Raw genomic sequence first — 22,810 nt, 5'->3', positions numbered from 1 at the left:
ATCCGGCCCCGACCAGTGGAGACGCCATGCCCGGCCGCCGTACCGTCCTGCGAGGAGCGGCGCTCGCCCCCGTCGCCGGGATCGCCCTCACCGCCTGCTCCGGCAGCGGCGGCGGGACACCGGCGGCGCCGACCGCGCCCGTCGATCTGGGTGCCGAGAGCGAGATCGCCGAGGGCGGCGCCAAGCTGTACCGGGACCAGAACGTCGTGGTCAGCCGCGCCGGGAACGGCTCCCTCAGGGCCTTCAGTACGATCTGCACGCATGCCGGCTGTGCCATCAACAAGCTTCAGGGAACGACGCTGGTCTGCCCCTGCCACGGCAGCGAGTTCGACGCGGCGACGGGCAGGGTGCTGCGGGAGCCGGCCACCGAACCGCTGAAGGAACTGCCCGTGGAGGCGAAGGGCGGGAAGATCGTCGCGGGTCCCGGCGCCTGATCACCGCGGACGCGCGGACCGGATCACTCCCAGTCCCAGCCGATCCCCACGATGCCCGACCGTACCCGCGGCTCGACGAGGTGCACCGAGCGGTGGTGCCCGCTCAGCGGCAGCTCTTGGCGGCCGCTGCGCGGTGCCGCGGCCGAGTGCTGGGTGAAGCGGTGGCAGCGCACCGGCAGCGCCTCCTCGGTGAACCCCACCTGGAGGGCGTACTGCCCGCCCGCGAAGCTGAACCCGCGCACGTACTCGCTGGACGCGCCCGCCGTGCCGTCCTCGAACGCGTAGCGGAAGAGGAACGTGTCGCCCGCGCGCAGGCGTGTGTCGAAGAGCAGCTCGGCCACCAGCACCCCGGTGTCACGGTGCCATCGCACCCGGCCCGAACGGCAGTTCTCCAGGGCGCGGACCCTCGTACGGTCAGGAGCGCAACCCGGATCGCCATGGTGGATAGCCACATAGCGGTCCACCCCGTCTCTGTGGGCCCGGACTATGTGCTGTGACTCGCGTGCCAGGAGCTCGCGGTGTGCGCCGATCCGTACGCGCTCGTGGTGGCCGATCGTGTGCAGTCCGCCGTCGAGCGTCGACTCCAGCTCGGCCAGCAGCTCCTCCAGGACGCCGGAGGCCTCCACCAGGGAGCGGTACGAGCGGCCCCCCGGGCGCTGGGGCTCGGAGCGTTCGTCGGCCTTGGTGAGAAGCCGGATCAGGGACTCGTCGGGGAGCTGGAGGATCTCCTCCAGGGCGCGAACGGCCCGCAGCGACTCGGGGCGCTGCGGGCGCCGCGCACCCTGCTGCCAGTAGCTCAGGCTGGTCACCCCGACCTTCACCCCGTACCGCGACAGATGGTGCTGGACGCGCTGCAGGGGCAGGCCGCGTGCGGTGATCGCGGCGCGCAGCGCGATATGGAAGGGGCCGCCCGCGAGGGCCGTCTCCAGTTCCGCCGTGGCGACGTCCGCGTGCTGTGTGCCGTACCGCATGCAGGGGCCTTTCTGTGGAGTTCACAACGGCTGGTCAGACCGTCGCGCGAGGGTTCCCGGGGACGCCCGGCCGGCGCGTGGGTCCGGTTCACACGCGCCTGTCGCCGTCCACGCCCCCGAGTTCCCCCGCATTGAAGCGTGTTGACCAAGTCCCGACAACACCTGATGCCCAACACGGTCGGCCCTGTGGCGCGGATCCGTTCGTCCGCCGCGCCCGCCCGTCCCGCCGACAGGGCCGGAGAGGCCGAGGGGCACCCCGGGCGCACGCCCGGCCGGAGCCGACTTCGGCGGGAACGCGCGGGCCGGACCGGTCACGATCGGCAGCAGATCACCGGGAGCGCGTCACGTCGCTGGTCGGGCGCCCCGCGGATATCGGGTCCGTGGCACCCGCCCGGCTCCCCGTACCGGTCCTGGGTCGCCGGCCGGCCCCGGCCTCGCTGTCGCGCCCCTGGTATCCGCGGCCTCACCGCACAGGCCCGGCGATCCGGAGTCCAGCCGGGGCCCCGGACGGCGCCGGACTCGTCCACCGGCGGGCCGGGGGGCCGTCACGGTGTCACCCCGCGCCAGTAGGGTGTGTGGCATGGCCGACCCCTCCAGCTACCGCCCCAAGCCGGGACAGATCCCGGACTCTCCAGGGGTGTACAAGTTCCGCGACGAGCACCGCCGGGTGATCTACGTCGGGAAGGCGAAGAGCCTGCGCCAGCGCCTGGCCAGTTACTTCCAGGACCTGACGAACCTCCACCCCCGCACCCGCACCATGGTCACCACGGCAGCGTCCGTGGAGTGGACGGTGGTGTCCACGGAGGTCGAGGCGCTCCAGCTGGAGTACTCCTGGATCAAGGAGTTCGACCCCCGGTTCAACGTCAAGTACCGCGACGACAAGAGCTACCCCTACCTCGCGGTGACCATGAACGAGGAGTTCCCGCGCGTCCAGGTGATGCGCGGCCACAAGCGCAAGGGCGTGCGCTACTTCGGTCCGTACGGGCACGCGTGGGCGATCCGCGACACCGTGGACCTGCTGCTGCGCGTCTTTCCCGTCCGTACCTGCTCCGCGGGCGTGTTCAAGAACGCCGCCCGCACCGGCCGCCCCTGCCTCCTCGGGTACATCGGAAAGTGCTCCGCCCCCTGCGTCGGGCGCGTCACCGCCGAGGAGCACCGTGAACTGGCCGAGGAGTTCTGCGACTTCATGGCCGGCCGCACGGGGACGTACATCCGCCGCCTGGAGAAGCGGATGACGGACGCTGCCGAGGACATGGAGTACGAGCGGGCGGCTCGCCTGCGTGACGACATCGAGGCCTTGAAGAAGGCCATGGAGAAGAACGCGGTCGTCCTCGCCGACGCGACCGACGCCGACCTGATGGCCGTAGCCGAGGACGAGCTGGAAGCCGCCGTGCAGATCTTCCACGTACGCGGCGGCCGGGTACGCGGACAGCGCGGCTGGGTCACCGACAAGGTTGAGGCCGTCACCACGGGTGACCTGGTCGAACACGCGCTCCAGCAGCTCTACGGGGAGGAGACGGGCGACTCCGTCCCCAAGGAGGTGCTCGTCCCGGCGCTCCCCGACCTGGTGGAGCCCGTCCAGGAGTGGCTGGCCGCGCGCCGCGGGTCCAACGTGTCCCTGCGCATCCCGCAGCGCGGCGACAAGAAGGCGCTCATGGAGACCGTGCAGCGCAACGCGCTCCAGGCGCTCGCCCTGCACAAGACCAAGCGCGCCTCCGACCTCACCACCCGCTCCCGGGCCCTGGAGGAGATCGCCGAGGCCCTCGCCCTGGACAGCGCCCCGCTCCGCATCGAGTGCTACGACATCTCGCACCTCCAGGGCGACGACGTGGTGGCGTCGATGGTGGTCTTCGAGGACGGCCTGCAGCGCAAGGGCGAGTACCGCCGCTTCCAGATCAAGGGCTTCGCGGGCCAGGACGACGTCCGGTCCATGCACGAGGTGATCACCCGCCGCTTCCGGCGCTATCTCGCCGAGAAGGAGCGGACCGGCGAATGGACGGACGGCGAGGGCGAGGGGGCGAGCGACGGGGAGAACACCTTCACCGAGGACGACGGCCGCCCCAAGCGCTTCGCCTACCCCCCGCAGCTGGTCGTCGTCGACGGCGGCCGGCCGCAGGTCGCGGCCGCCCAGAAGGCTCTCGACGAGCTGGGCATCGACGACATCGCCGTCTGCGGTCTGGCCAAGCGGCTGGAGGAGGTCTGGCTGCCGGGCGAGGACGACCCGGTGGTCCTGCCGCGCACCAGCGAGGGCCTCTACCTGCTCCAGCGTGTCCGTGACGAAGCCCACCGCTTCGCCATCACCTACCAGCGCGCCAAACGGGCCAAGCGCTTCAAAGCAAGCCCGCTGGACGAGGTGCCGGGCCTCGGCGAGACACGCAAACAGGCGCTGATCAAGCACTTCGGTTCCGTGAAAAAGCTGCGATCCGCGACAATCGACCAGATCTGCGAAGTTCCCGGCATAGGCCGCAAGACGGCCGAGGCGATCGCCGTGGCCCTCGCCCAGGCGGCTCCGGCCGCACCCGCCGTGAACACGGCGACTGGAGAGATCATGGAAGACGAGGAGCCCGGGACGACGCCGGACTCCCCGGAGGAGCCCGTGTCCGCGGGCGCCTCGTACGAGCGACGGGGGCAGGAGACATGAGCGACAACGAACGACAGGACCGACAAGAGGACGCCCCGCAGGGCGCCGACGCGACAGAGGGAACACAGGAAGACACGACGACGGAGACGGCCGTGGCATCCGACGCCGCCATCCCCGAACTGGTGATCATCTCCGGGATGTCCGGAGCGGGCCGGTCGACGGCCGCAAAGTGCCTGGAGGACCTCGGCTGGTTCGTCGTGGACAACCTGCCGCCCGCGCTGATCCCCACCATGGTGGAGCTCGGCGCCCGCTCCCAGGGCAACGTGGCCCGGATCGCGGTCGTCGTCGACGTACGCGGCCGCCGCTTCTTCGACAACCTCCGTGAGTCCCTCGCCGACCTGGAGTCGAAGAACGTCACCCGGCGGATCGTCTTCCTGGAGTCCTCCGACGAGGTCCTGGTACGCCGCTTCGAGTCCGTGCGCCGCCCGCACCCCCTCCAGGGCGACGGCCGCATCGTCGACGGCATCGACGCCGAACGCGAGCTGCTGCGCGAGCTGCGCGGCGACGCCGACCTGGTCATCGACACCTCCAGCCTGAACGTGCACGAGCTGCGCGCCAAGATGGACGCCCAGTTCGCGGGCGAGGAGGAGCCCGAGCTGCGGGCCACCGTCATGTCCTTCGGCTTCAAGTACGGCCTTCCCGTGGACGCCGACCTGGTCGTGGACATGCGCTTCCTGCCCAACCCCCACTGGGTCCCGGAGCTGCGCCCCTACACCGGCCTCAACGAGGAGGTCGCGGCCTACGTCTTCAACCAGCCCGGCGCCAAGGAGTTCCTCGACCGCTACGCCGAGCTGCTCCAGCTGATCGCCGCCGGCTACCGCCGCGAGGGCAAGCGCTACGTGACCATCGCGGTCGGCTGCACCGGCGGCAAGCACCGCTCCGTCGCCACCTCCGAGAAGCTCGCCGCCCGCCTCGCCTCCCAGGGTGTGGAGACCGTGGTCGTCCACCGGGACATGGGCCGCGAATGACGGGACGTGCCGCACTGCGGCTCAGCAGGCTGCGGAGGATCACCGCGGAGGGACAGGGCGGCAGACCCGCCGAGGCACGCGGCGCGAAGCCGCGCCGCCGCGGTGCCCAGCCCAAGGTGGTCGCCCTGGGCGGCGGCATGGGCCTGTCCGCCTCGCTCGCCGCGCTGCGCCGGATCACCGGCGACCTCACCGCCGTCGTCACCGTGGCCGACGACGGCGGCTCCAGCGGTCGCCTGCGGGACGAGCTGGGGGTACTGCCCCCCGGTGACCTGCGCAAGGCCCTGGCGGCGCTGTGCGGCGACGACGACTGGGGCCAGACCTGGGCCCGCGTCATCCAGCACCGTTTCCAGTCCAAGGGCGACCTCCACGAGCACGCGGTCGGCAATCTGCTGATCGTCGCCCTGTGGGAGCAGCTCGGCGACCACGTCCAGGCCCTGGACCTGGTCGGCAGACTGCTGGGCGCGCACGGCCGGGTGCTGCCCATGTCCGCCGTGCCCCTGGAGCTGCAGGCCCTGGTCAGGGGGCACCGGCCGGAGCGGCCCGACGAGGTGGAGACGGTCCGCGGGCAGGCCACGGTGGCCCTCACGCCCGGCGAGGTGCAGTCCGTGCACGTCGTGCCGCACGACCCGCCCGCCGTCCCCGAGGCCGTGGCGGCCGTCCTCGACGCGGACTGGGTGGTGCTGGGTCCCGGCTCCTGGTTCTCCTCGGTGATTCCGCACCTTCTCGTCCCCGAGCTGCTGGACGCCCTCACACAGACGAAGGCCCGCCGGGTACTCTCCCTGAACCTCGCCCCGCAGCCCGGAGAAACCGAGGGCTTCTCTCCGCAGCGTCATTTGGAGGTTTTGGGACGACACGCCCCTAAACTCGCCCTGGACGTGGTGCTGGCCGACGAGGCCGCCGTGCCCGACCGCGACTCACTGACCGACGCTGCCAAGCGGTTCGGCGCCGCGGTCGAGCTGGCGCCGGTGGCCCGGACCGACGGATCTCCGCGGCACGACCCGGAGCTGTTGGCCGCCGCGTACGACCGTATTTTTCGGATGCATGGAAGGATCGGCCCATGGCGATGACGGCAGCGGTGAAGGATGAGATCTCCCGGCTTCCCGTCACCCGGACCTGCTGCAGAAAGGCGGAGGTCTCCGCCATTCTGCGGTTCGCGGGCGGCCTTCACCTGGTGAGCGGCCGGATCGTGATCGAAGCGGAGCTGGACACAGCGATGGCGGCACGTCGGCTGAAGCGGGACATCCTGGAGATCTTCGGCCACAGTTCCGAACTGATCGTGATGGCGCCCGGCGGACTGCGCCGCGGCTCCCGCTATGTCGTACGCGTCGTGGCGGGCGGCGATCAGCTGGCCCGCCAGACAGGACTCGTGGACGGCCGTGGACGCCCGATCAGGGGCCTTCCGCCGCAGGTGGTCTCGGGGGCCACCTGCGACGCCGAGGCCGCCTGGCGGGGAGCCTTCCTCGCGCACGGCTCGCTGACCGAGCCGGGCCGCTCCTCCTCGCTGGAGGTGACCTGCCCGGGCCCGGAGGCCGCGCTCGCGCTGGTCGGCGCCGCCCGCAGGCTGTCGATCGCGGCGAAGGCCCGCGAGGTGCGGGGTGTGGACCGGGTGGTCGTACGGGACGGGGACGCGATCGGCGCGCTGCTGACCCGCCTCGGCGCCCATGAGTCCGTGCTCGCCTGGGAGGAGCGGCGGATGCGCCGCGAGGTCCGGGCCACGGCCAACAGGCTCGCCAACTTCGACGACGCCAATCTGCGCCGCTCCGCCCGCGCGGCCGTCGCCGCCGGGGCGCGCGTGCAGCGCGCCCTGGAGATCCTCGCCGACGAGGTGCCGGAACACCTCGCCGCGGCCGGACGGCTGCGCATGGAGCACAAGCAGGCATCCCTGGAGGAGCTGGGCGCGCTCGCCGACCCGCCGCTGACCAAGGACGCCGTCGCCGGCCGTATCCGGCGGCTGCTGGCCATGGCCGACAAGCGGGCCCAGGACCTGGGGATCCCGGGTACGGAGTCCAATCTCACCGAGGAGATGGCGGACAACCTCGCGGGCTGACGGCTCGATGGGTCGCCGGAAGTCCAACCCGCCGGTGCCGATGCCCACTTGGGACATCGGCACCGGCGTTTGCCTGTCTGTGAGGCGCCCTTGACTTGACCATGAAGTGTCATGAGCCTGGCATCTGTTCGCCACTGTGGCGGACACATGCAAGGGGGGCTCATGAGACGAAGAGCGAGAGCGATCCTCGCTGCGGGCGCACTCCTGCTGGGCGGTGCCGGCATGGCGCCCATCGCCCAGGCGCAGAGCGGGAGTTCGCCCGAACCCGACGCGAACGCCGTGAAGGTGTTCCACGCGGAGGTCACGAAACAGCAGATACCCCTGCTGCTCGCGGCCGGGCAGGACGGACACGAACTCGGCGACCAGACCGCGAAGAACGGCAAGAGCGCGGTCGAGGTCTACCTGACCGACAAGCAGGCCCGGAAGCTGGAGAAGCAGGGCGTCGAGCTCACCGAGCACACGCTTTCCGCCAGGACCGAGGCGCGCGTCGAGGACGCGGCCCAGGGCGTGTTCCGGCCGTACAGCGGAAAGGGCAATCTCCAGGAGGAGATCGTCAAGACCGGCGCGGCCCACCCCGACCTCACCAAGGTCGTCTCCATCGGCAAGACCCTCAAGGGCCAGGACATCCTCGCGCTGAAGCTGACCAAGGGCGCGAAGAAGACGAAGGACGGCTCCAAGCCGTCCGTGCTGTACATGTCCAACCAGCACGCTCGCGAGTGGATCACGCCCGAGATGACCCGGCGCCTGATGCACTACTACCTGGACAACTACTCCACGGACAAGCGCATCAAGAAGATCGTGGACTCGACCGAACTGTGGTTCGTGCTGTCGGCCAACCCGGACGGCTACGACTACACGTTCCAGGGCGAGGACGAGCGCCAGTGGCGCAAGAACCTGCGGGACGTGAACGGCGACGGCGTCATCTCCACCGGCGACGGCGTCGACCTCAACCGCAACTTCGCCTACAAGTGGGGCTACGACGACGAGGGTTCGTCCCCCAACCCCACCAACGAGACCTACCGCGGCGCGAGCCCCGGGTCCGAGCCCGAGACCCGGGCCCTCGACGCCTTCGAGAAGCGCGTCGACTTCACGTACGGCATCAACTACCACTCCGCCGCCGAACTGCTCCTCTACGGAGTGGGCTGGCAGGTGGCGACGCCGACCCCGGACGACGTGCTCTACAAGTCGCTCGCCGGAACCCCGGAGAACTCGGCGATCCCCGGCTATCACCCGCAGGTCTCCTCGGAGCTCTACACCACCAACGGCGAGGCGGACGGCCACGCCGGCAACGTCAACGGCATGGCGATGTTCACCCCCGAGATGTCGACCTGCCAGACCGCGTCGAACATCGACCCGAACGACGCCTGGAACGCGGCGGACTGCGCCTCGGTCTTCACCTTCCCGGACGACGAGAAGCTGATCGAGCAGGAGTTCGAGAAGAACGTCCCGTTCGCGCTCTCCGTCGCCGAGACCGCCGCCCACCCCGACCGGCCCTCGTCCTCGGTCGGCATCGACGCGCCCGACTTCACCCCGGCCGCCTTCACCACGTCGTACTCCCGCGGAGCGGACCAGGAGGTCTCCGTCGTCGTCCGCAAGTCCGTACGCGACAAGGAGCTCAAGTACCGCGTCAACGGCGGCCGAACGCTGGACATGGCCCTCAAGCCCTGGCGCGGCGGCGAGACCTACGGCGGCGCGGACAACCTCTACTTCGACGAGTACCGCGCCAAGGTCAAGGACGGCGACCGGGGCGACAAGGTCGAGGTCTGGTTCACCGGCGAGACCAGGAGCGGCAAGAAGACCTCCAGCACCCACTTCACCTACACCGTGGCCGAACGGCCCGTGGCCGACACCCTCGTCGTCGCCGAGGAGGGCGCGGCAGCCACCCAGTCCCAGGCGTACGTCGACGCCCTGAAGGCCAACGGGAAGAAGTCCCTCGTCTGGGACGTGGCCACCCTCGGCGCGCCCGACGCGCTCGGCGTGCTCGACCACTTCAGGACGGTCGTCCACTACACCGGAGCCGCACGGCCCGCGAACGCCACCCAGCTCCAGCTGCGCGCCTTCCTCAACCAGGGCGGGAAGCTGGTCGAGGCGGGCGAACAGGCCGGCGGCAACGTCGACCTCGGCGGAGGCAACCTCTCCAACGACTTCAGCCAGTACTACCTCGGCGCCTACTCCCGTACGTCCACCCCGGGAGCCAACGGCTTCACCGGCTCCGGCAGGCTCACCGGCTTCACGGGAGCGCTCGGGGACGCGCCCGGCAACCCGCTGAACACGGCGGGCACCTACGGCGTCACCTCGGACAGCCTGCCCGCCGCCCAGTACCCGCAGTTCGCGTCCAGCGCGGGCGCCGGCCAGTTCGCGGGCACCGTCAACCCCTACGGGCCCTACGCCGGCTCGTCCATGGCCGCCGCGGTGCACACCGACGACGCCTACAAACGACTCACCCGCACCATCGACCTCACCGGCGTCAGCGCCGCCGACAAGCCGGCGCTGCGCACCCAGCTCCTGTGGGACACCGAGCCCGGCTACGACCACGCCGTCGTCGAGATCCACACCACCGGGGCCGACGACTGGACGACGCTGCCCGAGGCGGGTGGCGCCACCAGCAGCGAGGTACCCGCGGAGTGCGAGGCCGGATTCCTGGTCCACGAGCACCCCTGGCTCAAGCACTACCTGACCGTCAACGCGTCCGGCTGCGCCAACACCGGCACCAGCGGGGCCTGGAACAGCTTCACCGGCGCCTCCAGCGGCTGGCAGCAGGTCGCCTTCGACCTCAGCGCGTACGCCGGGAAGTCGGTGGAGGTGTCCCTGAGCTACGTCACCGACCCGAGCACCGGCGGCCACGGCGTCCTCGCGGACGACACCTCTCTCGTCGTTGCCGGGACGGCCACCGGGACGGAGGGCTTCGAGACCTCACTCGGCCCCTGGAGCGTCCCCGGACCGCCCCCGGGCAGCCCGGCCGTCCTCAAGGACTGGGCACGCTACGGAGAGCTGTTCAAGACCTATGGAGGGATCACCACCGGTGACACCGTGCTGCTGGGCTTCGGCCTGGAGCACGTCACCGCCGCGGCCGACCGCGCGGCCCTGATGGGGAAGGCGCTCACCGCTCTGAAGAGCTGATTTCAGGCGACCGCCTCGTCAACGCCGAGGGTGTTCCGTACCCCTACTGGTGGGTACGGAACACCCTGCCGTGTATGGGGCATCTCAATGTCACTCCAGACGTCTCAGGGAGGTAGGGTTCAAGGCGGTCGGGGACATCCCATACAACTCGCCGGCACGTGAGCCGGCGTACCAACGAGGAGATCGGTTCGTGACGATCCGCGTAGGCATCAACGGCTTTGGCCGCATCGGTCGTAACTACTTCCGCGCGCTGCTGGAGCAGGGTGCTGACATCGAGATCGTGGCTGTCAACGACCTGGGTGACACCGCGACCACCGCTCACCTGCTCAAGTACGACACCATCCTGGGCCGTCTCAAGGCCGAGGTGTCGCACACCGCCGACACGATCACCGTCGACGGCCACACCATCAAGGTGCTCTCCGAGCGCAACCCCGCCGACATCCCGTGGGGCGAGCTCGGCGTCGACATCGTCATCGAGTCGACGGGCATCTTCACCAAGAAGGCCGACGCCGAGAAGCACATCGCCGGCGGCGCCAAGAAGGTCCTGATCTCGGCTCCGGCCAAGGACGAGGACATCACCATCGTGATGGGCGTCAACCAGGACAAGTACGACCCGGCGCAGCACAACATCATCTCCAACGCCTCCTGCACCACCAACTGTGTGGCGCCGATGGCCAAGGTGCTCGACGAGAACTTCGGCATCGTCAAGGGCCTGATGACGACGGTGCACGCGTACACGAACGACCAGCGCATCCTGGACTTCCCGCACTCGGACCTGCGCCGCGCCCGCGCCGCCGCCGAGAACATCATCCCGACCACGACCGGTGCCGCCAAGGCCACCGCCCTGGTCCTCCCGCAGCTCAAGGGCAAGCTCGACGGCATCGCGATGCGCGTCCCGGTCCCGACCGGCTCGGCCACCGACCTGGTCGTGACGCTGCAGCGCGAGGTCACCAAGGACGAGGTCAACGCCGCGTTCAAGAAGGCCTCCGAGGACGGCGACCTCAAGGGCTACCTGGCCTACACCGAGGACCCGATCGTCTCGTCGGACATCGTCGGCGACCCGGCCTCCTGCACCTTCGACTCCTCCCTGACCATGGTCCAGGAGGGCAACTCGGTGAAGATCCTCGGCTGGTACGACAACGAGTGGGGCTACTCCAACCGCCTCGTCGACCTCACGGTCTTCGTCGGCGGCCAGCTCTAAGTCCCGGAGCCAGGCACCTCGATGTGAGCACAGGGCTCGGGCAGCGCAAGGCCGCGCTGCCCGAGCCCTGTCTCGCGTACGGATCGATCAGCCCTCTCGGATCTCAAGAGCCTTCCTAGGAGTCCCTTCATGAAGACGATCGACGAACTCATCGCCGAAGGCGTGGACGGCAAGCGGGTCTTCGTCCGCGCCGACCTGAACGTGCCACTGTCCGACGGCCTCATCACGGACGACGGCCGCATCCGCGCGGTCCTGCCCACCGTCAAGGCGCTGGCCGAAGCGGGCGCCAAGGTGATCGTCGCCTCCCACCTGGGCCGTCCCAAGGGCGCCCCGGACCCCGCCTTCTCCCTGCTGCAGCCCGCCGAGCGCCTCGGCGAACTCCTCGGCGCCCCGATCGCGTTCGCCCAGGACACCGTGGGCCCCGCCGCCCACGACGCCGTGAACGGCCTGGAGCCCGGCCAGGTCGCGGTCATCGAGAACCTGCGCTTCAACGCGGGCGAGACGTCCAAGGACGACACCGAGCGCGGCGAGTTCGCCGACCAGCTCGCGGCTCTGGCCGATGTCTACGTGGGTGACGGTTTCGGCGCCGTGCACCGCAAGCACGCCTCCGTGTACGACCTCCCCGCCCGCCTGCCGCACTACGCCGGCTACCTCATCGCCACCGAGGTCGGCGTCCTGAAGAGGCTCACCGAGGACGTCAAGCGCCCCTACGTCGTCGCCCTCGGCGGTTCCAAGGTCTCCGACAAGCTCGCCGTCATCGACGCACTGCTCGGCAAGGCCGACCGGCTGCTCATCGGCGGCGGCATGGCCTTCACCTTCCTCAAGGCGAAGGGCTACGAGATCGGCGCCTCCCTCGTTCAGGACGACCAGCTGTCCGCCGTCAAGGAGTACATCGAGCGCGCCGAGAAGAACGGCGTCGAGTTGGTCCTCCCGGTCGACGTCGTGACCGCGACGCAGTTCCCCGACCTGAAGACCAAGGCCCCGTCCAACCCCACCATCGTCGCCGCGGACGCCATCCCGGCCGACGGGATGGGCCTCGACATCGGTCCCGAGACCGGTGCCCTCTACGCCTCGAAGCTCGCCGACGCGGCCACCGTCTTCTGGAACGGTCCGATGGGCGTCTTCGAGCACCCCGACTACGCCGAGGGCACCAAGGCGGTCGCCCAGGCCCTCCTCGACTCCCCGGCCTTCACGGTGGTCGGCGGTGGCGACTCCGCCGCGGCCGTCCGCACCCTGGGCTTCGACGAGAAGGCATTCGGCCACATCTCGACCGGTGGCGGCGCCTCCCTCGAATACCTCGAGGGCAAGACGCTTCCCGGTCTCGCCGCACTGGAGGACTGACCTTTTATGAGCACGCGCACGCCGCTGATGGCGGGCAACTGGAAGATGAACCTCAACCACCTCGAGGCCATCGCGCACGTCCAGAAGCTCGCCTTCGCCCTGGCCGACAAGGACTACGACGCCTGTGAGGTCGCCGTCCTTCCGCCCTTCACCGACCTGCGCTCCGTGCAGACCCTGGTCGACGGCGACAAACTCAAGATCAAGTACGGGGCCCAGGACCTCTCGGCGCACGACTCCGGTGCCTTCACCGGCGAGATCTCGGGTTCCATGCTGGCCAAGCTGAAGTGCACGTACGTGGTGGTCGGTCACTCCGAGCGACGCCAGTACCACGCGGAGACCGACGAGATCGTCAACGCCAAGGTCAAGTCCGCGTTCAGGCACGGCCTGACCCCGATCCTCTGCGTCGGCGAGGAGCTGGCGGTCCGCGAGGCGGGGGACCACGTCTCCCACACGCTCTCGCAGGTCGACGGCGGTCTCAAGGACATCCCGGCCGAGCAGGCCGAGACGATCGTGATCGCGTACGAGCCGGTCTGGGCCATCGGAACCGGCAAGGTCTGCGGCGCCGACGACGCCCAGGAGGTCTGCGCGGCGATCCGCGGCCGGCTGACCGAGCTGTACACCCAGGAGGTGGCCGACAAGGTCCGCATCCAGTACGGCGGCTCGGTGAAGTCCGGCAACGTCGCCGAGATCATGGCGAAGCCGGACATCGACGGCGCCCTGGTCGGTGGCGCGTCCCTGGACGCCGACGAGTTCGTCAAGATCGTCCGCTTCCGCGACCAGTGAGTATGCGGTAGCGACGATCCGTCGTACCCTTGCGGGGGTCTGGTGAGTGTCACCGGACCCCCGTCGTCCATCCAGTTCCGAGGAAGTTGGTCCAGCCGTGGTTTTGGGGTTCTCGATCGCCCTGATCGTCTTCAGCCTGCTGCTGATGCTGCTGGTGCTGATGCACAAGGGGAAGGGCGGCGGCCTCTCCGACATGTTCGGTGGCGGCATGCAGTCGTCCGTCGGCGGCTCCTCGGTCGCCGAGCGCAACCTCGACCGCATCACCGTGGTGATCGGTCTGCTGTGGTTCGCGTGCATTGTCGTGCTCGGCATCCTGATGAAGGTCAACAACTGATCACCGGCTGACATCGGTACGGGCGCACAATCGCACAGTACGCAAGCACGATCCACACGTAAGGCCCCATGTCCGGTACGCGCCCGCGGGCGCGGCCTATCATGGGGCTTGCGTCTAGGGGTGGGGTGTAACTCCAAACACTGGACGCGCGTTGGGCCTTACGTAGACTGAGGCGCTCGCAGCGAAGCGTCACGCCGACTCGCTTCGCGGCACCATCACGCAGGGAGTTACGACCGTGGCAAGTGGCAACGCGATCCGAGGAAGCCGGGTCGGGGCGGGGCCGATGGGCGAGGCCGAGCGTGGCGAGTCCGCGCCCCGGCTGCGCATCTCCTTCTGGTGCTCCAACGGGCACGAGACGCAGCCCAGCTTCGCCAGCGACGCGCAGGTTCCCGACACCTGGGACTGCCCGCGCTGCGGCTTTCCCGCCGGACAGGACCGGGACAACCCGCCGGACCCGCCGCGCACCGAGCCGTACAAGACGCACCTGGCGTACGTACGGGAGCGGCGCAGCGACGCGGACGGCGAGGCGATCCTCGCCGAGGCGCTCGCCAAACTGCGGGGCGAGATCTAGGAGTTGCGAACCGGCCGGGCATCGAGAGGTGTCCGGCCGGAGCTGTTTCGCACGACGTCCGCGAACGGAATCGGCGTGCCCGCGGCGCGAACCCTCCGGCGCCGCGCGGCCGACCGCCTCGGTGCCTCCGGTCGCACCTGATCCGTACGCCTGCCGCGCAGGGCCGCGCGCGGGCAGTGCGTGGTCGTTGTGGTGCCCCTCGTGAGCACGGGTGTGCGTGGGGCCCCTGGGGCCCGTGAGCCGGGCCCGCACGGCGACCCGGCGCCGCGCGGCTGCCGATCTCGTACGGCGAATCTCGTGCGGCCGACCTCGTGCGGCGACCTCGTACGCCGGACCGTGCACGGTCGCTCACGCGCGGCCGATCTCGTGCCGAAGGCCGTGCGCCGTCGCGGCCGTACCTGTCGCGGTTGTCCCTGCGACTGTCTGTACCCGCCTGGCCCGGTCTCGCCTCGTGCGGGTGAACATCCCGTTCCGGTCCACTGGGCCGGGGGCTTTTCGTTCCGGCCGAGCCTCGTCCGGGTGACATCCCGTGGCGTCTGCGCGTCGCGTCCGAGGCGGGCGTCCCAGTACCTCGCGGTCCGGTGGGGCTTGCCCCGCCCGCCCCCCCATCCGCTCTCCGTCCGACTGTCAGTGGTGCCCTCTACGGTTGTCGAAGTGGTGGCAGAGGAGGGGGCGTTGTGGCGGTGAGCGAGGCGACAGGTGTGCGGGTGCCCGCGTGGCGCGGGGGATTCGGGCGACTGTGGAGCGCGGCGGTGGTGTCGCGCTTCGGGGACGCGCTGCGTACCGCCGCACTGCCGCTGATCGCCGTGCGCCTCACGGACGACCCGTTCGTCATCGCGTCCGTCACCGCCTGCGGATACCTCCCGTGGCTGCTCTTCGGGCTGCTCGGCGGCGCGGTCGCGGACCGGGTGGACCAGCGCCGGGCGATGTGGGCCGTGGACACCCTGCGGGGCACGCTCGTCGCCTGTTTCGGCCTCGCCGTCGGGCTCGGCCACGCCTCGATCGGGCTGCTGATCGCGCTCGCCTTCGCCCTGACCAGCCTCCAGACCCTCTTCGACAACGCGTCCACGGCCCTGCTGCCGTCCCTGGTCGACAAGGAGGCCCTGGGCAGCGCCAACGCCCGGCTGATGACCGGTCAGCAGCTCGCCGGCGGCTTCCTGGCCGGCCCGTTCGTACCGCTGTTGCTCGCCGCCGGGGCCGCCGTGCCGTTCGTCGCCGACGCCGCCACCTATCTGCTGGCCGCCGCGCTCGTGGCGTCCCTCCGGATCGCGGCGCCCGAGCGGGCGCCCCGGCCGGCCGGAAGCACCCTGCGGGCGGAGGCCGCCGAGGGACTGCGCGCCCTGTGGCGCGACCGGGTGCTGCGTGCCGTCTGTACGGCCACGCTGCTGTGCAACATCGGCATGGGCGCCCTGATCGCCACGCTGGTACTGCACGTGACCGGCTGGCTGCACGCGGGAAACGCGGGCTTCGCCGCCGCGATGACGGCCTACTCGGCCGGAAGCCTGGCCGGCGGAGTACTGCTGGCACAGCGAGTCGCACGCCGGTTCGGACGCGTCCGCGGCCTGTTCCTGGGCGGAAGCGTCCAGACGGCGTCCCTCCTGCTCATCGGTACCGTCCGCCAGCTGGGTGCCCTCCTGCTGGGCATGGCGCTGCTCGGAGTGATGGGCATGGTGTGGAACGTCAACCAGGTCACGCTGATGCAGCAGCGCAGCCCCAGGGCCCTGGTCGGCCGCATCAGCGCCGCCTTCCGCACCGCCTCCACCTCCGGAGCCCCGGTCGGCGCCCTGCTCGGCGGCGCGGTCGCCGCGGCGTACGGGCTGAACGGGCCCGCCTTGTTCGCGGCCGCGCTCTTCGCACTCGCCGTCGCTTCGCTGATACCCGCGCTCAAGCCGGACGTATCTGTTGTTGAGCCGGACGACGGCGTGACGACAGCTCACGTCAAGCCCTGATCAATTAGGTTGGGACCGGCAGCGGGGCGAGGTACGCAGCAGCACACGCAGGAGAGAAGGCGGAAGTCAGAGATGAACGCAGACACCCGTACCAGGCTCGACCGGACGCCCGAGTGGACCGCTCTGGGGGAGCACCGCGAGGAGCTCGCGGAGACCCATCTGCGGGACCTGTTCGCAGCCGACCCCGGGCGCGGGTCCGGGTACACCCTCCAGGTCGGCGACCTGCACGTCGACTACTCCAAGCACCTCGTCACCGACGAGACACTGCGGCTGCTGCGTGAGCTGGCGGTGGCCACGGATGTGTTCGGGCTGCGGGATGCGATGTTCCGTGGTGAGAAGATCAATGTGACCGAGGGGCGTGCGGTTCTGCACACCGCGTTGCGGGCGCCGCGGGACGCGGTGATCGAGGTGGACGGGGAGAACGTGGTCCCGGGGGTCCACGCGGTCCTCGACAAGATGGCGGCCTTCGCCGAGCGGGTGCGTTCGGGTGAGTGGACCGGGCACACGGGCAGGCGTATCAGGAACGTCGTGAACATCGGGATCGGCGGTTCCGACCTGGGTCCCGCGATGGCCTACGACGCGTTGCGGTCCTTCACCGACCGTGGTCTGGTGGTGCGGTTCGTGTCGAACGTGGACGGTGCCGACCTGCACGAGGCGGTGCGTGACCTCGACCCGGCCGAGACACTCTTCATCATCGCGTCGAAGACGTTCACCACCATCGAGACGATCACCAACGCCACCTCGGCGCGGTCCTGGCTGCTGTCCGGACTCAAAGCCGGTCCGGAGGCGGTCGCCAGGCACTTCGTGGCCTTGTCGACGAATGCCGGCAAGGTCGCCGACTTCGGCATCGACACGGACAACATGTTCGAGTTCTGGGACTGGGTCGGGGGACGCTACTCCTTCGACTCGGCCATCGGCCTGTCGTTGATGATCGCGATCGGCCCGGACCGGTTCAGGGAGATGCTCGACGGCTTCCACCTCGTCGACGAGCACTTCCGTACCGCGCTGGCCGAGTCCAACGCGCCGCTGCTGCTGGGCCTGCTGGGCATCTGGTACAACAACTTCCACGACGCGCAGTCCCACGCCGTGCTGCCCTACTCCCACTACCTCAGCAGGTTCACCGCCTACCTCCAGCAGCTGGACATGGAGTCCAACGGCAAGTCGGTGGACCGGCAGGGCGAGCCGGTGGACTGGCAGACCGGACCGGTGGTGTGGGGCACTCCCGGCACCAACGGCCAGCACGCCTACTACCAGCTCATCCACCAGGGCACCAAGCTCATCCCGGCCGACTTCATCGGCTTCGCCAACCCGGTCGACGAGCTGGAGACGGGCCTGGCCGCCCAGCACGACCTGCTGATGGCGAACTTCTTCGCCCAGACCCAGGCCCTGGCCTTCGGCAAGACACCCGACGAGGTCCGCGCCGAGGGCGTGCCCGAAGACCTGGTGGCCCACAAGACGTTCAAGGGAAACCACCCCACCACCACGATCCTCGCCCGCGAACTGACCCCCTCCGTCCTGGGCCAGCTCATCGCCCTCTACGAACACAAGGTGTTCGTCCAGGGCGCCGTCTGGAACATCGACTCCTTCGACCAGTGGGGCGTCGAACTCGGCAAGGTCCTCGCCAAACGCATCGAACCCGCACTCACCGACGGCACCGAGGTACCCGGCCTCGACCCCTCCACCACGGCGCTGGTCGGCAAGTACCGCGAGCTGCGCAGCCGTTAGGCCCCGTGCGTGCGGGACGACGGGCGGTGGGGGGCCGCCCGTCCGAGGTGTTCTCCCGGGTGCGAGGGGGTGGGGGCCGGTCGCGCGGCTCCCCCGCGCCCCTCAAGAGCATGGTCCGCGCCCGGCACCTCCAGCCTGTCCCGGGACGGACGACGGGTAGGGGCGGCGGGGGCGTGTGACCCCTCGCTCGCCCCTACCCGGTCACCTCACGCCGAAGCCGGCGGATACAGCGAGCGCGGCAGCTGGGAAGCGGCCGCCGCGTCCAGCAACCACAGCGTCCGCGAGCGCCCGCGGGCACCCGCCGCCGGAGCCTGTACCTCACCCGCGCCCGACAGGGCGATCGCCGCGGCCTGAGCCTTGTCCTCGCCGGCCGCGAGCAGCCACACCTCGCGGGCCGAGCGGATCGCGGGCAGCGTGAGCGAGATCCGGGTCGGCGGGGGCTTCGGCGCGCCGTGCACACCCACCACCGTCCGCTCCGTCTCGCGCACCGCGGGCATCTCGGGGAAGAGCGAGGCCACATGCGTGTCCGGACCGACGCCCAGCATCAGGACGTCGAAGGTCGGGACCGAACCGTGGTTCTCCGGTCCCGCGTTCTTCGCGAGCTCGGCGGCGTAGGCCTCGGCCGCCGCGTCCGCGTCCGCGCCGTGCGGACCGTCGGACGCCGGCATCGGATGCACCCGTGCCGGGTCCAGCGGTACCGAGTCCAGCAGTGCCGCACGGGCCTGGGTGTCGTTGCGTTCCGGGTCGCCCGCGGGCAGGAACCGCTCGTCGCCCCACCACAGGTCGAGCCGGCCCCAGTCGATGGCGTCCCGGGCGGGCTCGGCCGCGAGCGCCGCGAGGAGTCCGTTGCCGTTGCGGCCGCCGGTGAGGACCACCGAGGCGTAGCCGCGCGAGGCCTGCGCGTCCACGACCTTGGTGATCAGCCGAGCCGCGGCGGCCTGGGCCATGAGCTCCTTGTCGCGGTGCACGACAAGCTGCGGAGTGATCACTTGGAGGCCGCCTTCTTGGCCGGGGCCGAGGTGCCGGTCTTGGCGGCGGCCTTCTTGGCCGGTGCCTTGGCCGGTGCCTTGGCGGCGACCTTGACCGCCGTCCTGGCCGGGGTCTCGTCCGAGGACTCGTCCGACGAGGTGTTCAGCCGGTCCACCCCGTACCGCAGCGCCGAGGCGTACGTGTCGTCCGGGTCGAGCCGGCGCAGTTCCTCGGCGATCAGCTCGGACGTGTCGCGGCGCTTGAGCGCCACGGCACGGTCGGGCTGGCCTTCGATGGACAGCGTGGCGAGGGAGCCGTCGGCACGGTCCAGGACGATCGGGCCGCAGGTGGTCTCCATCCGGACGGCCGTGAGGCCGGGGCCGGACGACTGCGAACGCCTGACCGGCACGTTCAGCCGGTCCGCGAGCCACATGGCGAGCAGCTCGCAGCTCGGGTTGAACTCCTCGCCCTCCACCTCGACCGCGCTCACGTCGCAGACGACCTGGTCCAGGGCCGCGGCCAGCATCGAACGCCACGGTGTGATGCGGGTCCAGGAGAGGTCGGTGTCCCCGGGGGCGTAGGCGTCGGCGCGGGCGTTGAGCTCCCGTACCGGCGCCTCGGCCGCGTAGGTGTCCGTGACCCGGCGCTGGGCCAGTGCGCCCAGCGGGTCCTTCGCCGGGTCGAGCGGCGAGTTCACCGGCCACCAGACGACGACCGGCGCGTCCGGCAGCAGCAGGGGCAGGACGACCGAGTCGGCGTGGTCGACCACCTCGCCGTACAGCCGAAGCACGACGGTCTCGCCGGTGCCCGCATCCGCGCCGACCCGCACCTCGGCGTCGAGGCGGGACTTCGTGCGGTCACGGGGCGAGCGCGAGACACGCCTGATGACCACGAGGGTGCGCGAGGGGTGCTCGCGGGAGGCCTCGTTGGCGGCCTTCAGGGCGTCGTAGGCGTTCTCCTCGTCGGTGACGATGACGAGGGTCAGGACCATGCCGACCGCGGGGGTGCCGATGGCCCGGCGGCCCTGCACGAGCGCCTTGTTGATCTTGCTGGCAGTGGAGTCGGTGAGGTCTATCTTCATGGGCGACGCCAGCTCCGTCCGTCTCGTTCGAGCATTTCGTCCGCCTCGACGGGGCCCCAGGTACCCGCGGGGTACTGCGCGGGCTTGCCGTGCGTCTCCCAGTACTGCTCGATCGGGTCGAGGATCTTCCAGGACAGCTCGACCTCCTCGGTGCGCGGGAAGAGGTTCGAGTCGCCGAGCAGCACGTCGAGGATCAGTCGCTCGTACGCCTCCGGGCTGGACTCGGTGAACGACTCGCCGTAGGCGAAGTCCATCGAGACGTCCCGGATCTCCATGGAGGTGCCGGGCACCTTGGAGCCGAAGCGGACCGTGACGCCCTCGTCGGGCTGGACGCGGAAGACGATCGCGTTCTGGCCCAGCTCCTCCGTCGCGGTGTGGTCGAAGGGGGAGTGCGGGGCGCGCTGGAAGACGACCGCGATCTCGGTGACACGACGGCCCAGCCGCTTGCCGGTCCGCAGATAGAACGGGACGCCCGCCCAGCGGCGGTTGTCCACCTCCACCTTGATCGCGGCGAAGGTGTCGGTCTTCGACTTGGGGTCGATACCGTCTTCCTGGAGATAGCCGACGGCCTTCTCGCCGCCCTGCCAGCCGGCCGCGTACTGTCCGCGGACGGTGTCGCGTCCCAGGTCCTTCGGGATCCGCACCGCGCCGAGCACCTTGGTCTTCTCGGCGGCGAGCGCGTCCGCGTCGAAGGACGAGGGCTCCTCCATGGCCGTCAGGGCCATCAGCTGGAGCAGGTGGTTCTGGATGACGTCACGGGCCGCGCCGATGCCGTCGTAGTAGCCCGCCCGGCCGCCGATGCCGATGTCCTCGGCCATGGTGATCTGCACATGGTCGACGAAGGACCGGTTCCAGATCGGCTCGAACATCGTGTTGGCGAAGCGGAGCGCCAGAATGTTCTGGACGGTCTCCTTGCCGAGGTAGTGGTCGATACGGAAGACCTGGTCCGAGGCGAAGACCTCGTGCACGATCGCGTTGAGTTCCTCGGCCGACTTCAGGTCGTGCCCGAAGGGCTTCTCGATGACCGCGCGCCGCCAGGAGCCCTTCGGCTGGTCGGCCAGGTGGTGCTTCTTCAGCTGCTTGATGACCACAGGGAAGGCGGACGGCGGCACGGAGAGGTAGAAGGCGAAGTTGCCGCCCGTGCCCTGTGCCTTGTCCAGCTCCTCGATCGTGGCGCGCAGCCGCTCGAACGCGTCGTCGTCGTCGAAGGTGCCCTGGACGAAGCGCATCCCCTGGATGAGCTGCTGCCAGACCTCCTCGCGGAACTCCGTACGGGCGTGTTCCTTGACGGCGTCGTGGACCTCCTGGGCGAAGTCCTCGTTCTTCCACTCGCGACGGGCGAAACCGACGAGCGAGAAGCCCGGCGGCAACAGTCCGCGATTGGCGAGGTCGTACACGGCGGGCATCAGCTTTTTACGTGACAAATCGCCCGTGACGCCGAAGATGACCAGGCCCGACGGCCCCGCGATACGCGGGAGCCGTCGGTCTGCGGGGTCACGCAGCGGGTTGCTGCTTGACAAGGTTTCAGCCCTCCGAAGGGGCGAGGCGCTGGAGCTCCGCCTCTGTGGACTTGAGCAGGTCGTTCCAGGACGCCGCGAACTTCTCGACGCCCTCCTCCTCCAGGAGCTGGACCACGTCGTCGTACGAGATCCCGAGCTTCTCGACCGCGTCGAGTTCCGCCTGGGACTGCTCGTACGTACCGGCGATCGTGTTGCCGGTGATCCGGCCGTGGTCCTCGGTGGCCTGCAGGGTGGCCTCCGGCATGGTGTTCACCGTGTTCGGCGCCACCAGGTCTTCGACGTACAGGGTGTCCTTGTACGCCGGGTCCTTCACGCCGGTCGACGCCCACAGCGGGCGCTGCTTGTTCGCCTGCGCCTTGTCGAGGGCGGCCCAGCGCTCCGAGGAGAAGACCTCCTCGTACGCCTGGTAGGCGAGCCGGGCGTTGGCCAGGGCGGCCTTGCCGCGTGCGGCCTTGGCCTCGGGGGTGCCGAGGGCGTCGAGCCGCTTGTCGATCTCCGTGTCCACGCGGGACACGAAGAAGGACGCCACCGAGTGGATCTTGGAGAGGTCCAGGCCCGCGGCCTTCGCCTTCTCCAGCCCCGCCAGGTAGGCGTCCATGACCTCGCGGTAACGCTCCAGCGAGAAGATCAGCGTGACGTTGACGCTGATGCCCTTGCCGATGACCTCGGTGATCGCGGGCAGGCCCGCCTTGGTCGCCGGGATCTTGATGAGCGTGTTCGGACGGTCCACCAGCCAGGCCAGCTGCTTGGCCTCGGCGACGGTCGCGGTGGTGTTGTGGGCCAGGCGCGGGTCGACCTCGATGGAGACCCGGCCGTCCTGGCCCTGCGTCGCGTCGAAGACCGGGCGCAGGATGTCGGCGGCGTCACGGACGTCCGCCGTCGTGATCATGCGGATGGCCTCTTCGACGGTGACCTTGCGGGCGGCGAGCTCGGCGAGCTGCTGCTCGTAGCCGTCGCCGCTGCTGATCGCCTTCTGGAAGATCGACGGGTTGGTGGTGACGCCCACGACGTGCTGCTGGTCGATCAGTTCGGCGAGATTGCCGGACGTGATCCGCTTGCGCGACAGGTCGTCCAGCCAGATCGCGACGCCTTCCTCGGAGAGGCGCTTGAGTGCGTCTGTCATGGAAAATGCATCTCCTACGTGTCGTATGTCAG

Annotated in this window: 18 protein-coding genes; 13 read left to right on the top strand and 5 right to left on the bottom strand. The window is 70.0% G+C overall.

The genetic code is table 11. From position 1 onward, the window contains the following. Nucleotides 1–26: 26 nt before the first annotated feature. On the top strand, nucleotides 27–434 hold the full coding sequence (locus tag OHB41_RS13840; RefSeq protein ID WP_266705851.1) for a QcrA and Rieske domain-containing protein: 408 nt from the start codon (nucleotides 27–29) through the stop codon (nucleotides 432–434). 23 nt (nucleotides 435–457) lie between these two features. Here the strand turns inward: OHB41_RS13840 and OHB41_RS13835 are convergent, their stop codons facing one another. Then, nucleotides 458–1,405 (bottom strand): hypothetical protein, encoded by a 948-nt coding sequence (locus OHB41_RS13835; protein ID WP_266698324.1) that lies wholly within the window; start codon nucleotides 1,403–1,405, stop codon nucleotides 458–460. Between the two features lie 580 nt (nucleotides 1,406–1,985). On the opposite strand from OHB41_RS13835, the gene uvrC reads away from it, so the two are divergent. From uvrC to pgi, 12 genes are all read left to right on the top strand, one after another. After that, the gene (gene uvrC, locus OHB41_RS13830) at nucleotides 1,986–4,046 is read left to right on the top strand and encodes an excinuclease ABC subunit UvrC (protein ID WP_266698323.1); all 2,061 of its coding nucleotides are present in this window, start codon (nucleotides 1,986–1,988) and stop codon (nucleotides 4,044–4,046) included. Next, on the top strand, nucleotides 4,043–5,014 hold the full coding sequence (rapZ, locus tag OHB41_RS13825) for an RNase adapter RapZ (RefSeq protein WP_266698322.1): 972 nt from the start codon (nucleotides 4,043–4,045) through the stop codon (nucleotides 5,012–5,014). The genes uvrC and rapZ overlap by 4 nt, the downstream gene beginning before the upstream one ends. After that, complete coding sequence (locus OHB41_RS13820; RefSeq protein WP_266698321.1) at nucleotides 5,011–6,081, top strand: gluconeogenesis factor YvcK family protein; 1,071 nt, start codon at nucleotides 5,011–5,013, stop codon at nucleotides 6,079–6,081. Before rapZ ends, OHB41_RS13820 begins: the two co-directional genes overlap by 4 nt. Continuing rightward, on the top strand, nucleotides 6,072–7,061 hold the full coding sequence (gene whiA, locus OHB41_RS13815; RefSeq protein WP_010987695.1) for a DNA-binding protein WhiA: 990 nt from the start codon (nucleotides 6,072–6,074) through the stop codon (nucleotides 7,059–7,061). The genes OHB41_RS13820 and whiA overlap by 10 nt, the downstream gene beginning before the upstream one ends. Nucleotides 7,062–7,223: 162 nt before the next feature. Beyond that, the gene (locus OHB41_RS13810; protein ID WP_266698320.1) at nucleotides 7,224–10,181 is read left to right on the top strand and encodes a M14 family metallopeptidase; all 2,958 of its coding nucleotides are present in this window, start codon (nucleotides 7,224–7,226) and stop codon (nucleotides 10,179–10,181) included. A 190-nt stretch (nucleotides 10,182–10,371) separates the two neighbouring features. After that, nucleotides 10,372–11,382, top strand: coding sequence for a type I glyceraldehyde-3-phosphate dehydrogenase (gene gap, locus OHB41_RS13805; RefSeq protein WP_266698319.1), 1,011 nt, complete (start codon nucleotides 10,372–10,374; stop codon nucleotides 11,380–11,382). 129 nt (nucleotides 11,383–11,511) lie between these two features. After that, nucleotides 11,512–12,723: a phosphoglycerate kinase gene (locus OHB41_RS13800; protein ID WP_266698318.1), complete on the top strand. Its 1,212-nt coding sequence runs from the start codon at nucleotides 11,512–11,514 to the stop codon at nucleotides 12,721–12,723. A 6-nt stretch (nucleotides 12,724–12,729) separates the two neighbouring features. Continuing rightward, nucleotides 12,730–13,506, top strand: coding sequence for a triose-phosphate isomerase (tpiA, locus tag OHB41_RS13795; protein ID WP_266698317.1), 777 nt, complete (start codon nucleotides 12,730–12,732; stop codon nucleotides 13,504–13,506). Nucleotides 13,507–13,603: 97 nt separating this feature from the next. Further along, entirely contained in the window at nucleotides 13,604–13,840 is a 237-nt protein-coding gene (gene secG / locus OHB41_RS13790; RefSeq protein WP_094052663.1) for a preprotein translocase subunit SecG, read from the top strand. 235 nt (nucleotides 13,841–14,075) lie between these two features. Then, on the top strand, nucleotides 14,076–14,411 hold the full coding sequence (locus OHB41_RS13785) for an RNA polymerase-binding protein RbpA (protein WP_003957010.1): 336 nt from the start codon (nucleotides 14,076–14,078) through the stop codon (nucleotides 14,409–14,411). 677 nt (nucleotides 14,412–15,088) lie between these two features. Further along, complete coding sequence (locus OHB41_RS13780) at nucleotides 15,089–16,360, top strand: MFS transporter (protein ID WP_526024913.1); 1,272 nt, start codon at nucleotides 15,089–15,091, stop codon at nucleotides 16,358–16,360. Nucleotides 16,361–16,432: 72 nt separating this feature from the next. Further along, nucleotides 16,433–18,085 (top strand): glucose-6-phosphate isomerase, encoded by a 1,653-nt coding sequence (pgi, locus tag OHB41_RS13775; RefSeq protein ID WP_266698315.1) that lies wholly within the window; start codon nucleotides 16,433–16,435, stop codon nucleotides 18,083–18,085. A gap of 206 nt (nucleotides 18,086–18,291) precedes the next feature. Here the strand turns inward: pgi and pgl are convergent, their stop codons facing one another. The 4 genes from pgl to tal are packed head-to-tail and all read right to left on the bottom strand — an operon-like array spanning nucleotide 18,292 to nucleotide 22,778. Then, nucleotides 18,292–19,074 carry a 6-phosphogluconolactonase gene (pgl, locus tag OHB41_RS13770; protein ID WP_266698314.1) on the bottom strand — a complete coding sequence of 261 codons (783 nt, stop codon included), beginning with the start codon at nucleotides 19,072–19,074 and terminating at the stop codon, nucleotides 18,292–18,294. Then, a complete protein-coding gene (opcA, locus tag OHB41_RS13765) occupies nucleotides 19,071–20,135 on the bottom strand; it encodes a glucose-6-phosphate dehydrogenase assembly protein OpcA (RefSeq protein ID WP_266698313.1) in 1,065 nt (354 codons plus the stop codon). The genes pgl and opcA overlap by 4 nt, the downstream gene beginning before the upstream one ends. Next, a complete protein-coding gene (gene zwf, locus OHB41_RS13760) occupies nucleotides 20,132–21,655 on the bottom strand; it encodes a glucose-6-phosphate dehydrogenase (RefSeq protein WP_266698312.1) in 1,524 nt (507 codons plus the stop codon). Before zwf ends, opcA begins: the two co-directional genes overlap by 4 nt. A gap of 4 nt (nucleotides 21,656–21,659) precedes the next feature. After that, nucleotides 21,660–22,778 (bottom strand): transaldolase, encoded by a 1,119-nt coding sequence (gene tal / locus OHB41_RS13755; protein WP_266698311.1) that lies wholly within the window; start codon nucleotides 22,776–22,778, stop codon nucleotides 21,660–21,662. Nucleotides 22,779–22,810 lie beyond the last annotated feature (32 nt).

Origin of the sequence: Streptomyces sp. NBC_01571 (genome assembly GCF_026339875.1) — a bacterium.
In the GTDB taxonomy this organism is placed as follows: domain Bacteria; phylum Actinomycetota; class Actinomycetes; order Streptomycetales; family Streptomycetaceae; genus Streptomyces.
This window is presented reverse-complemented; position numbering and strand designations above follow the sequence as displayed.